The organism is Photobacterium jeanii, from assembly GCF_001650345.1.
Taxonomy (GTDB): Bacteria; Pseudomonadota; Gammaproteobacteria; order Enterobacterales; family Vibrionaceae; genus Photobacterium; species Photobacterium jeanii.
Genome location: NZ_LVHF01000012.1, coordinates 634,616 through 647,199 on the forward strand (window position 1 = coordinate 634,616; position 12,584 = coordinate 647,199).

The 12,584-nt window shown below is 43.4% G+C and carries 8 protein-coding genes and 11 tRNA genes; all 19 read left to right on the forward strand.

Going from position 1 to position 12,584, the window contains the following annotated elements:
• Positions 1-150 precede the first annotated feature (150 nt).
• The 19 genes from A3K86_RS04195 to A3K86_RS04285 all read left to right on the forward strand — a co-directional run bounded on the left by A3K86_RS04195 (position 151) and on the right by A3K86_RS04285 (position 12,525).
• Entirely contained in the window at positions 151-1,521 is a 1,371-nt protein-coding gene (locus tag A3K86_RS04195) for an MATE family efflux transporter (protein WP_068328162.1), read from the forward strand.
• Positions 1,522-1,827: 306 nt separating this feature from the next.
• The gene (locus A3K86_RS04200; protein ID WP_068328164.1) at positions 1,828-2,088 is read left to right on the forward strand and encodes a DUF5062 family protein; all 261 of its coding nucleotides are present in this window, start codon (positions 1,828-1,830) and stop codon (positions 2,086-2,088) included.
• A gap of 95 nt (positions 2,089-2,183) precedes the next feature.
• Positions 2,184-3,197, forward strand: a complete 1,014-nt coding sequence (locus A3K86_RS04205; RefSeq protein WP_232321927.1) for a DUF3080 domain-containing protein — start codon at positions 2,184-2,186, stop codon at positions 3,195-3,197.
• A gap of 169 nt (positions 3,198-3,366) precedes the next feature.
• Positions 3,367-3,443 (forward strand) — tRNA-Val (locus A3K86_RS04210).
• Between the two features lie 39 nt (positions 3,444-3,482).
• Positions 3,483-3,559 (forward strand) — tRNA-Val (locus A3K86_RS04215).
• A gap of 39 nt (positions 3,560-3,598) precedes the next feature.
• Positions 3,599-3,675, forward strand: a tRNA-Val gene (locus tag A3K86_RS04220).
• Positions 3,676-3,713: 38 nt separating this feature from the next.
• Positions 3,714-3,790, forward strand: a tRNA-Val gene (locus A3K86_RS04225).
• Positions 3,791-3,828: 38 nt separating this feature from the next.
• Positions 3,829-3,905: transfer RNA gene (locus A3K86_RS04230), tRNA-Val, on the forward strand.
• A gap of 38 nt (positions 3,906-3,943) precedes the next feature.
• Positions 3,944-4,020, forward strand: a tRNA-Val gene (locus A3K86_RS04235).
• Between the two features lie 38 nt (positions 4,021-4,058).
• A tRNA-Val gene (locus A3K86_RS04240) sits at positions 4,059-4,135 on the forward strand.
• Between the two features lie 38 nt (positions 4,136-4,173).
• Positions 4,174-4,250 (forward strand) — tRNA-Val (locus A3K86_RS04245).
• 38 nt (positions 4,251-4,288) lie between these two features.
• A tRNA-Val gene (locus tag A3K86_RS04250) sits at positions 4,289-4,365 on the forward strand.
• 38 nt (positions 4,366-4,403) lie between these two features.
• Positions 4,404-4,480, forward strand: a tRNA-Val gene (locus tag A3K86_RS04255).
• 38 nt (positions 4,481-4,518) lie between these two features.
• A tRNA-Val gene (locus A3K86_RS04260) sits at positions 4,519-4,595 on the forward strand.
• 228 nt (positions 4,596-4,823) lie between these two features.
• Entirely contained in the window at positions 4,824-5,189 is a 366-nt protein-coding gene (locus A3K86_RS04265; protein ID WP_068328167.1) for a hypothetical protein, read from the forward strand.
• Positions 5,190-5,663: 474 nt separating this feature from the next.
• Positions 5,664-6,746, forward strand: coding sequence for a porin (locus tag A3K86_RS04270; RefSeq protein WP_068328170.1), 1,083 nt, complete (start codon positions 5,664-5,666; stop codon positions 6,744-6,746).
• Positions 6,747-6,791: 45 nt separating this feature from the next.
• Entirely contained in the window at positions 6,792-9,980 is a 3,189-nt protein-coding gene (locus A3K86_RS04275) for an ExeM/NucH family extracellular endonuclease (RefSeq protein ID WP_068328172.1), read from the forward strand.
• A gap of 133 nt (positions 9,981-10,113) precedes the next feature.
• Complete coding sequence (locus A3K86_RS04280) at positions 10,114-11,052, forward strand: LysR family transcriptional regulator (protein ID WP_107270185.1); 939 nt, start codon at positions 10,114-10,116, stop codon at positions 11,050-11,052.
• A 267-nt stretch (positions 11,053-11,319) separates the two neighbouring features.
• Positions 11,320-12,525 (forward strand): NupC/NupG family nucleoside CNT transporter, encoded by a 1,206-nt coding sequence (locus tag A3K86_RS04285; protein WP_068328174.1) that lies wholly within the window; start codon positions 11,320-11,322, stop codon positions 12,523-12,525.
• Positions 12,526-12,584: the final 59 nt, after the last annotated feature.

Here is a 12,584-nt window from a genome sequence, read left to right on the forward strand (position 1 = left end):
TTATAAAACATCACGCAAATCAAATGAGTTTAAGTGCAAATACACGCTTAAGTTTCTCCTTTCAAAAAGCGTGAAAACATCTGATAAGCGATTATAATGCCCCCGCATTCTCTGGCATCCTCCAGAACATGCTTGAAATCAGGTATATTCATGCACAAGTACAAACGAGAAACTCGACGTTTACTCAAACTCACTATCCCCGTTCTTCTTGCTTCTGTAGCCCAAACATCCATGGGGTTTATCGACACCGTCATGGCTGGTGGTGTTAGTGCCTCAGATATGGCGGCCGTATCGGTTGCATCCAGTATTTGGCTACCTTCAATTTTATTTGGTATTGGACTATTAGTTGCTCTGATCCCAATTGTGGCGCAACTTAATGGCTCTGGTAAAAAAGAGCGTATCCCGTTTGAAGTTCAACACGGCTTTTACCTTGCTCTACTCGTGTCTGTCCCTATTATGTTGCTGCTATATAACGCCAGCTTCTTAATTGATTACATGGGAATAGAACAATCACTCGCCGTCAAAACTAACGGCTATATGTTTGCAGTGATGTTTGCCGTGCCTGCTTTTTTGATGTTCCAAACCTTAAAAAGCTTCTCCGAGGGTGTCTCTTTTACAGTACCGTCGATGGTGATCGGTTTTGTCGGGTTAGCCGCTAACATTCCACTTAACTGGATTTTTGTTTACGGTAAATTTGGTGCGCCTGCATTAGGTGGTGTTGGCTGTGGTGTTGCTACCGCCATCGTGTACTGGTTGATGTTTTTCTCAATGCTCATCTTTGTGCGCTGCAATGCTCGCTTAAAGAACTTTAACTTATTTCAAACTTGGCATAAGCCTGACACCCAAGCAATTAGTCGCCTTTTCAAGATGGGCTTCCCTATTGCTGCATCCATGTTTTTTGAAATTTCATTATTCGCAGTTGTAGCACTTATGATTGCACCATTAGGCTCCGTGATGGTCGCTTCACACCAAGTCGCTATGAACTTCTCATCATTAGTCTTTATGCTACCAATGAGCTTAGGTGCGGCTGTTAGTATCCGTGTTGGGCATCAGCTAGGACAAGAAGATCTCTTAGGCGCGAAAGTCAGTAGCTACTGTGGTTTAGCTTGTGCACTCTTAATCGCAATAACAACAGCAACCTTAACGGTCGTTTTCCGCGAGCAAATCATTGCGATTTACACAGATAATGCCGAAGTTATTATCATTACCAGCCAGCTACTGTTACTCGCTGCGATTTACCAATGTACTGACGCTATTCAAATCGTGGCTGCGGGTGCACTTCGTGGCTATAAAGATATGCGTGCGATTTTTGTTCGTACTTTTATCGCTTACTGGGTGATCGGCCTACCTATGGGTTATACCTTAGGCATGACAAATTGGGTGACTGAACCAATGGGACCACACGGTTTCTGGATTGGCACCATCTTTGGTTTATCATCTTCTGCTGTAATGCTAGGTTCACGTTTGCGTTGGCTACAGCGTCAACCTGCAGATATGCAGTTGGCATTAGCGCAACGTTAATACCGGCTTGCTCACTTCAGTGTGAAACTCAAACCCAGTAAAGGCGATCAATTGATCGCCTTTACTTTATCTTCTTTCCCGCTTTTTAATGACATCAACTTGGTTGTAAGAACTAAGGCTAGTCATCAAGTTGAAGTTTGTTCTCATAATTCCCTTTCTTTTCTTGCTAACTCTTTTCACAGTGCTTACTTTGATTACAGGTCTGTCACTTTATAGGCAATCGATACCAAAATGCCTGCAAACACTATTTTGGTATCAATAAGTTACCCATGCAAAACGTGACGAAAACTCGTTAAGGGAAGTAAGATGAAAAAAAACAAAAACGATGCCAAGCTACTGAAAAAGGCACTCGAACTCGGTCTCGCGTTCGCCAAAAAGCAAGGTTACAGTGACTTAGATCGCTATGTTTCATCCACTGATAAAGTGGAATGTGTGTATCGCTTACTGGTTCAATACAAACAAATTACCCCACTCGCGGTAGACCAAGAAGATGGCGTAAATATGAAACACAAACTCGTATTGTGGATTTCTCGATTACTGCCACCGGATCACGAACTACTTCAATAACCCTAACTATCTCTAACGTATATACTTAAGCCATGCTACGGATTGATTGGCTTACTCGACTCAAACCTTCATCTTTACAGTCAGGCATAACCTTGGTGTTATGCCTGCTACTAAGCGGTTGCGATAATAGTAGCCATGCGCAATTTGCCGACTACCACCAACGACTTGCCACTGTGCTTGATGTCGAATCCATCCCCTACTCCGATCCTGAATTACCTAGACTGCCAGCAAAGCGAGATCTCGCCCTTCCTGTTGATGACATTCGGATTGGTTTATTAGATGCTTATGAATTAAGGCAGTGTGGATTGTTCCAGCGCATTGCTGAACGCAATTCCAGCTTAGGAAAAGTGCAAGATAAGACGCGCTCACTCAGATACGAAATTTTGTTGCTATCAGGGTTAATGCACTGCATTAATACACTGCCAAACGAAAGCGATGTCAAAAATGAATTAGTCCCAATTCTAGCAACCAAACAGGCGCAGCTACCTCGTACCATTTGGAACATGTTGTTCACTGGTAAAGAGTGGCGACAACAATTAACCCTCTACCCTCAGACTTTTCCGCATCAAGAGTTTGGTGGCTTTCACGCCAATATTGCCGCCATTGAAGACCTAGTGACGATCAGTGATCTCGCCTCCACTCAAAAGATCATTGATGATCAACTTGCAGATCAGCTCTTAAGCCACCAGCAAAACATCTATCGTAGTCGGTATTTTGGTCAGCTTTTTTACTCCATTGCCAATGCAACACAGTGGTTGAACATCACCACCCAGCTGCTAAGCCAGCATGAAGATAAAATCTTATGTGGTAAGAACCGCAATCAGCAAACCGCTGAATATTTAAGAAATGTCTTTTACCGTCTTTATAGCCCAATACTTCAGCCCTATATGGCTGAATTAGATTCTCAGTACCAGCAAATACAACCGCCACTCAATCGGTTAATTTCCAACTTACCGTATGGGGATGCTCAAGGCGCAGAGGCATTACGCTCTTACAAACACCATTATATTGATGGTGATCTACATCGAGCTTTTCGAGATGCTATTTTAGAACACACCCTTTTTTGGCAGCGAACCTTTAAACGGTGCCAGTTTAAAGTCGGAATATAAGAATTATTCCAAACACTTAGCACTGCGAACAAGCAAACCGTATGTTTGATAACCAATCGCACATCGAAAGCTGAAAAAGAGAACTCAAACACTTGCGCCAATAAGATGGAGTCGCTAATATCTTTTCCGTTCCGTTGTTCCTATATTGACGAACAGTGGAAGAAAAGATGCTCGCTTAGCTCAGTTGGTTAGAGTACTTGCATGACATGCAAGGTGTCACTGGTTCGAGTCCAGTAGCGAGCACCAATTTTCGATAACACCGAAATCGGGGTTATCACACAATTTGCTCGCTTAGCTCAGTTGGTTAGAGTACTTGCATGACATGCAAGGTGTCACTGGTTCGAGTCCAGTAGCGAGCACCAATTTTCGATAACACCGAAATCGGGGTTATCACACAATTTGCTCGCTTAGCTCAGTTGGTTAGAGTACTTGCATGACATGCAAGGTGTCACTGGTTCGAGTCCAGTAGCGAGCACCATTTTCGATAACACCGAGATCGGGGTTGTCACACAATTTGCTCGCTTAGCTCAGTTGGTTAGAGTACTTGCATGACATGCAAGGTGTCACTGGTTCGAGTCCAGTAGCGAGCACCATTTTCGATAACACCGAGATCGGGGTTGTCACACAATTTGCTCGCTTAGCTCAGTTGGTTAGAGTACTTGCATGACATGCAAGGTGTCACTGGTTCGAGTCCAGTAGCGAGCACCATTTTCGATAACACCGAGATCGGGGTTGTCACACAATTTGCTCGCTTAGCTCAGTTGGTTAGAGTACTTGCATGACATGCAAGGTGTCACTGGTTCGAGTCCAGTAGCGAGCACCATTTTCGATAACACCGAGATCGGGGTTGTCACACAATTTGCTCGCTTAGCTCAGTTGGTTAGAGTACTTGCATGACATGCAAGGTGTCACTGGTTCGAGTCCAGTAGCGAGCACCATTTTCGATAACACCGAGATCGGGGTTGTCACACAATTTGCTCGCTTAGCTCAGTTGGTTAGAGTACTTGCATGACATGCAAGGTGTCACTGGTTCGAGTCCAGTAGCGAGCACCATTTTCGATAACACCGAGATCGGGGTTGTCACACAATTTGCTCGCTTAGCTCAGTTGGTTAGAGTACTTGCATGACATGCAAGGTGTCACTGGTTCGAGTCCAGTAGCGAGCACCATTTTCGATAACACCGAAATTGGGGTTATCACACAATTTGCTCGCTTAGCTCAGTTGGTTAGAGTACTTGCATGACATGCAAGGTGTCACTGGTTCGAGTCCAGTAGCGAGCACCATTTTCGATAACACCGAAATTGGGGTTATCACACAATTTGCTCGCTTAGCTCAGTTGGTTAGAGTACTTGCATGACATGCAAGGTGTCACTGGTTCGAGTCCAGTAGCGAGCACCAAATTTAAGAGCCTGCTTTTGCAGGCTTTTTTCTATCCCACACCCCATATCTCCCGTACTCCAATAAACATCATCAAAAACATTTGCTCATAAAAACAGCAAGAATTGGCATTAAAAGCAATTGCCCTTCCCTCTATCGGCGAGCTCATTTACTATGCCTACGACTAAATCAGAATCACAATTTGATCATTCTGCTAGCTAAAATCACAAGCATCTAGGATCTCTTCAAATGCAAAAAGTACAACTTACGCCAAATCCACAAATTGCCGTTATTTTCAAAGGTTGGTCGAACGACTGGGCAAAAGAAACCCAAGAAAATCAAAAAGACATGGCAAACAAATTCCATACTGTTTACAAAATTGCAGCTGATGCTTTTGCAAATGGTGGCGAAGTTGAGATCACTTTCCTTTCTGCTCTTTTCAATGACTGTAAGCAAAAAGCTGAAATGGCTGAAGCAATGAACGAAAAAGTGAAGGCAAGCCTTCAAGCTGATGATGAGCGTGCACAAAAAATCATCGCTAAAGTAAACACAGCGGCACAAGATGCAGCTTACGTAGTGAAATACCTAAATACAGTATTACTACAAAACGCTTAACTCACACTATCGCCCTGAGCTCCTTCATACGCTCAGGGCGAATTCACATTCCCTACACCTCACTACCACACACCCGAACGCGCCTAAAAAGCATGTTATTTTAATAACAAATGTTATAGCGAATTTATTATCCCCCTAAACAATTCCATCTATATTTTGTCTCCCGGTACCAATATTTCACATTCATTAAAATTAAAACATTGCTTCTAGATGCATTTTAATACACCCAACTCACACACAAGTTATTGATACGACTGTCATCACAGATTTCCGATCTGCACCAAAGCGAATATCGACTTTTATCACAAAACCAATGTAAGCACGTTGAGCTATAACGATTACAGGTGTGAGAATTCAAACAAATTATCATCATTTGATATTTTTAAAACATTTAGAGTTTAAGTTCTAATTCGGATAAATCAGTAACTATATAGTTACTTCTTCCGGTTGGTATCACACTACAAAGGTCGAGTAATGGATATTAAAACGGCTAACAAAACAGCATTGGCGGCGTGTATTTCCACACTATTAGCAGCAACAAGCGCTAATGCAGCAGTCATTTATCAAGATGAATCAGGCGATAACCTTCATCTATACGGTGAAGTTGGTGTGGGCGGTCACTTTGGGGCTCGCTACGAATATGGTGAATTTTTCAAAGATCAAACCTACATTGATGATTCATTTGCCACTCTAGGTGTTAAAGGTAAAAACGGCCAACTGTTCTACCGTTTAGAGCTTGATTACGAGCGTGAAAACTGGAAACACGGCTCAGGCGACATGGTATTAAGCATTGATAAAATGTTTATTGGCTATGCACTAAACGAAATGCATTACGTTGAATTTGGTTTAACTGATACAGCGTTTGATGACTACGACAAGTGGGGCGATTTTACCTTTGATACCACAGTGGAAACCGGCGAAGCTGGCGACCAGGATGCGACTGTAAAATACGAAGGAACCTATGGCGCATTCAAGTTAGGTACTTCTTACAGTTACAACGCAAAATCATCTTCTGGTTCATTACTGGGTGATATTGTAAATGGCTATTTTGGTTACTTTGGTGATGGCTTCTCTGCCGTGCTTGGTCTTGAAGGACGCGGTGGTGCTGCAGGTGAAAGTAAATACGGTAAGCAGAAGCTCATTGGTTTAGGAATGCGCTATTCAGTAACTGATAACTTCATGCTGGGTTTCAACGGTTACTTGGAAGATGAAGACATTGCACAAAGTAAAACGCCAACAGACATTACCGACCCCAACAACAAAACCTACCAATACAACGATTACCAAACCTTAAAGCGTAAAGGCGCCTTAATTTCTGGTAAATACGAATTTACTTCACGCTGGGAAATGACAGGTTCTGTTAACTACGAAGCTTTTGAAGAGTGGGATAAGGACAGCCAGTACTGGGACACAAAAGAGCACAACTGGGGTAAAGACCGCCGCTGGGCAACCCTTGGCTTGAATTTCAAACCAACACCATCATCAATCATTGCTCTTGAAGCTAACGCAGGTGAAGCCGCACAAGCTGCTTACGCTTACGCGCGCGTGTACTTCTAATTTGATTGCCCAGTATTAATATTTTAGGGATTAAAGGAACACCCCATGAATAAAAAAGTCACCTTACTTTCCGCTGCTATCGCATCCATATTAGCAGCACCAGCTATGGCGAATATTAACGATGTTATTATTTCTGAGTACGTTGAAGGTAGTAGCTATAACAAAGCGATTGAATTAACTAATATAGGCTCTGAAACGGTTAAATTTCCAGTAGGAACAGCCTTAACGTTAACCAAAGACGGCGGTAAGGAAATCTACACATCGGCGACTATTGACCTATCAGAGCAAAGCTTAGATGCAGGTCAATCACTCGTTATTCATCATTCTAAACCAAGTAATAAGGATACCAACTTATTAGATGCGCTGGCAGCAAACGTAAAAAAACATAACAGTAAAACGCTACCTACGAAAGAGCTCCAGCATAACGGTAATGACGTTGTTGCACTTACCGATCTATCAAATCCTGACTCACCAATATTCTTAGATGCAGTGGGAACGTTTGGCAATAGTAAGAAGCATATTGATGAAAGGACATTACAACGCCTCGACTCAGTAAAGAAACAAAATGCCACGTTTAATCTAAGTGAATGGGTCACCAAACCACAAAACACATTTGATGGCCTTGGAGACCCAACCTTAGCAGCAGCCGAGCCTGCAGCAACGCCTTGTTCAGATGCATCCGGTATGAGCCGCCTCAATCCGGGTGAAATTCAAGGCAATAGCTTTAAATCACCACTGATTCAATCTGGTTTCATAAGTGATGATGAATACTTAGTTCAAGGTGTGGTGAGTGCTGTTTCAACAAGCTTAACGAAAGGTTTCTTCCTGTATGCGCCAGATGGTGACGAACTAACCTCAGACGGTATCTTCATTAAGACTGGTGGTGTTGTCTCAGAGGAAATGGTTGGCCAAGAAATCTGTGTTAAAGGTTTTGTTGAAGAGAAATATGGCCAAACTCAAGTCAAAGCGACTGATGATAAGTGGGAAATTGTAAATGCGACACCGGTGAAGCCCAAAGCGGTTGACCTAAAACGCATTCCATCTGATGGCCAATACTTCCGTAAAACACTAGAACGCCATGAAGGTATGTTAGTCCGTTTAACTGACAACATGGACGAAAGTACTAAAGAAAACGAAACCATGCGTGTTTCACGTACTTTTAGCTACGACTATGACGGCAATCGTAACAACATGGTGTTGGCATATAAGCGTCCTAATATGCAACCAAACCAGGAACATGTTGCAGGTAGCGATGGTTCAATCGCACAAGATCGTCAAAACAACGATTACCGCTTATATGTCGAAACTGATCAAAAAGCTGCAGACGGTGAAATCCCTTTCTACCCTGACTTCAATGACAAAGAAACGGTAGCAAAAGGTAAAGACTATATTCGTGTAGACGATAGTATTACAGGCCTTGAAGGTGTCATTTCATACAGTTACGGTGACTACCGTCTCATGGCGACTAACACCATTAGCGGAAAAAACATTACTCATAACACCGACCGTAAAGCTAAACCACAACTTAACGACAGCACAACGTCAGACAAATTTGCGATTCGCATCGCTACTCAAAACGTGTTGAATTACTTCAACTCACCGTTTGGTGGTCCAGACAACCCACGTAACGATAATCGTGGTGCTGACAGCGAATTAGAATTTAGACATCAACATGCCAAAATCGTTAAAGCGATTAACAGCTTAGATGCCGACATCATTGGCTTGATGGAAATCGAAAATAATGGTTTTGGTAATTACAGTGCCATCACTGAGCTTGTCAACGCTGTTAATGAGTACTACTACAAAGAGAACTACTCAAGCCGCAATGATGAAAGATCGACTCACAACCAATATGTGTTCGTGGGTTTTGACTCTGATGGCAACATGTTGTTGGATGAATTTGACTCTATCGGCTCTGACGCAATTACCTCAGGTCTACTTTACCGTCCAAGCAAAGTATCGCTAGAGCAAGCAAAAATCATCCCGATGCCTTCGCAACAGGCACCAATGATCACCTACCCTAATGGTTCTGCAATTGTAGGCAAAAAAGGTGAAATACGTGAAAACGGTAAGAATTACCAACGCGACACGATTGCGGCTACTTTCCGTATAGCTAATACAGGTAAAAAACTTACGGTTTCAGTCAACCACTTAAAATCTAAAGGCTCAACGTGTTGGGAAGATTGGCAAGGCTGGGAAAGTTGGGAAGGTTTCGACCCTGTCAAACATGATGTTAAAAATGCCGACTTCCAAGGTTCATGTGAAAACTTCCGTGTCGCAGCTGCTTACCAACTTGGTAAAGAAATGGCCAAAATTGGCGGTGACCGCGTTATCATCGGTGACATGAACTCTTACGCCCATGAAGACCCTATGCTAGTGCTCACCTCGAATCCAACGGGTAAAACACTGAAAGCAGCTCGAGACACTCTCATTGGCAAAAAGCCTCAGTTTGGTTCTGAAGGTGGCGTAATTACGCAATCTTATGGCTACCTAAATGCAGTTAGCATTAAAGATGCAGAGAAGAATAAAACTAGCTGGAGTTATTCTTACAATGATGAAATTGGTTCACTTGACCACATCTTAATTACACCGTCACTCGAAAAGCATTTATTAGATGCAACTGATTGGCACATCAATGCTGCTGAATCGAAATTGTTTGATTACAACCAAGATCGTAAAGGGCTTAAGAGAGATGAAGAAAAAGCAATCACGCATAAATTCTATGCTGATAACGCTTACCGCTCTTCAGATCACGACTCTGCAATCATGGCCCTTGGTTATGGTTACGGTGAAACAGATGGTTCGCCAGTTCTGCTAACTACCGACAGTGGTCGTATGGATGTCCCTTATGCAGTTCCAACCGACAAGGCGCTAGAAGGTGATATCGCTGAGATTTCGTTCTCACCATCACCTGAAGACATGAGCAAAGTTGCGCTACCGAAAGTAACGCTTGATAAGGCTAAAAAGCAACTGGTTAACTTCGATGTCAGCGGCATTGAACCTGGTGATTACACTGTTACCATGCAGCTAAAGCGCCCTGTAAGTACTAAGAGCAATGCGCAAACTGAAGTTGTTACTGGTTCACAAGTGTCAATGAAGGTCACTGTCGCTGAGCAAGACTCCAAGCAACCAAAAGTTGTTGTACCACCGTACGATGGCAGCGGCGGTTCTTTCGGCCTGTTTGGTATGCTTTCTCTACTTGGTCTTGGTTTTCTTCGTAGAGCAAAGAAGTAACCAAGCATTAAACCAATAACGCCAATTTGCGTTAATAAGTAATCAAAGAGGTTTAGCCTTAGGCTAAGCCTCTTTTCTTATTTAAAAAGTCACTATACTCTGTTGAGCTTTCTTTCATCACAGAGCATCAATTTTGAGTCCAGAACGCGCTGGCCAAATGGTCATCTTTCACGCTTTAGTCAAAGCCGGTAGTTTTACAGCGGCGGGTAAACAGCTTGAAGTTTCAACCTCCCATATCAGTAAGCAAATAAGCGCCCTTGAAACCTCACTAAACATCAAATTAGTGCAACGTACGACACGCAGTTTTACCCTAACCGAAGCAGGAGAACGCTACCTCGATTGCTGCGCACAGGTTGTTAATGCCATGCGCGATGGTAATGCTGTGATTGATGACGCCCGTGATGAGATTTCTGGCGTACTAAGGTTAGGTATTTCTCAATCTTTCGGCACCATGCACTTAACCCCTGCGATTGAACAATTGCAGCGCCACTACCCTCGCCTGAAAGTAGAATTAAGCTTATTTGACCATAAAGCCGATATGCTCGAAGACGGGCTCGATTTGTGGATCACCAACTACGAGCACATTCCTGAAGGTTATGTCGCACAGCGGCTAGCGGATACCCGTTTTGTGGTCGCGGCAGCGCCCGAGTATTTAATGCACCACCCGGCACCATCGCACCCCGATGATTTAGCCACGCACAACTGTTTGACCTATCAAAGCCGGCAACGTAATTACCACGCGTGGTCATTCAAACAAGCTGATCAGCAACTACTCGTGAATGTTGACGGTAACTATCGTGTCGACCTAGCCGAGGCTGTTCGAGATGCAGCCATTGCTGGATGGGGAGTCGCATACTTAGCGACTTATCTATTGAAAGATGAATTTAAAGAAAAAAAACTGATCCAGCTTTTGCCTGACTGGCAAGCAAATCAAACCATGCCCTTTTATGCGGTTTACCCAAGCCGGGCGCATTTACCACACAAAATCGCAGCAGTGATTAGCTTCTTTAAACAATATATTGGCGACACGCCGTATTGGGATAAAGCTCTCAGCCGCCATATCAAACTCTAATTGTGATTATTGCCAATCACGAAAACGGTTACTTTAGCAGCGAAATTGTTTCCAAGATCTTGCACAAAAACCAAAACACCTTTTCCAATTGGCAACAATAAAAAATCAGAAAGCCTTAACTCACTGTTAGTTAAGGCTTTCAAAAATTAATATCATACAAATCAACCCAGCATCACAACTTACTAACATCTCCTGCTTGAAAGCCTTTCCAACCTCACTAGAATGCGCCTCTCACTTTTAGTTACACATAACTTTTAAAGGTTTTCCATGTCTTCGCTTATTGGTATTGCAGCCATTTTATTGTTTGCTTATTTGCTTTCGACCGATCGCCGCAATATCCCGTTAAAAACAGTTTCACTGGCGTTCTTACTTCAAATCGCTTTTGCACTATTAGTGCTATACATTCCTGCGGGTAAGTCAGCACTAAACAGTGTGACTAATGCTGTGTCTGGCGTCATTGATTATGGCCAGCAAGGTATTGCCTTCTTATTTGGTGGCTTGGCAACGGGCAGCGTGGGCTTTGTATTTGCCATAAATGTTCTTGGCATCATTATCTTTTTCTCAGCGCTGATTTCAGCCCTTTATCACATTGGCTTAATGCCGAAAGTGATTAACCTGATCGGTGGTGGCTTACAGAAGTTTTTGGGTACAGGTCGTGCGGAATCTTTATCTGCTACCGCAAATATTTTTGTAGGCATGATTGAAGCACCACTGGTTGTGAAGCCGTACCTTAAAAACATGAGTGACTCTCAGTTCTTCGCCGTAATGACTTGTGGTCTCGCTTCTGTTGCGGGGGGTACGCTAGTGGGTTATGCCTCGCTAGGTGTTGAACTCAACTTCCTGATTGCTGCCGCGTTCATGTCAGCACCTGCTGGCTTATTAATGGCAAAAATCTTAGTGCCACCATCAGACGACACGCACCAAAACGATGAAATTACATCAGTTGAGCTTCCTCGTGCCACTAACGTTGTTGAAGCCCTTGCTGATGGTGCCATGTCAGGCTTACGTATTGCCGTAGCCGTTGGTGCAACGCTACTGGCTTTCATCAGTGTGATCGCTTTGCTAAACGGCTTGCTTGGTCATGTAGGTGACGCCTTGGGTATTCCGCTAAGCTTTGAGCTTATCTTAGGCTATGTGTTTGCCCCTGTTGCTTTCTTGATTGGTGTGCCTTGGAATGAAGCCATTACCGCAGGTTCATTGATTGGTAACAAAGTCATCGTCAACGAATTCGTCGCTTTCATCCAGCTAATGGAAGTGAAAGATCAGCTAAGCGCACACTCACAAGCAATTATCACTTTTGCATTGTGTGGCTTTGCCAATATCTCAACAATGGCAATGTTGATTGGCGGCTTAGGTAGCTTGGTACCAGAGCGTCGCACTTTCATTTCGACCTACGGTTTCCGCGCTATTGCTGCTGGTGTACTAGCAAACCTAATGAGTGCAGCGATTGCTGGTGTGATCCTTTCACTTTAAAAGTTCTGCTTACGCCAAAACAAAAAACAGAGGGAGCATCCCTCTGTTTTTGTATTTGT

Bases quoted from the DNA above. Each gene is read 5' to 3' on its own strand.
- A3K86_RS04195 (WP_068328162.1), top strand. From the start codon at position 151: ATGCACAAGTACAAACGAGAAACTCGACGTTTACTCAAACTCACTATC.
- A3K86_RS04200 (WP_068328164.1), top strand. From the start codon at position 1,828: ATGAAAAAAAACAAAAACGATGCCAAGCTACTGAAAAAGGCACTCGAA.
- A3K86_RS04265 (WP_068328167.1), top strand. From the start codon at position 4,824: ATGCAAAAAGTACAACTTACGCCAAATCCACAAATTGCCGTTATTTTC.
- A3K86_RS04270 (WP_068328170.1), top strand. From the start codon at position 5,664: ATGGATATTAAAACGGCTAACAAAACAGCATTGGCGGCGTGTATTTCC.
- A3K86_RS04275 (WP_068328172.1), top strand. From the start codon at position 6,792: ATGAATAAAAAAGTCACCTTACTTTCCGCTGCTATCGCATCCATATTA.
- A3K86_RS04285 (WP_068328174.1), top strand. From the start codon at position 11,320: ATGTCTTCGCTTATTGGTATTGCAGCCATTTTATTGTTTGCTTATTTG.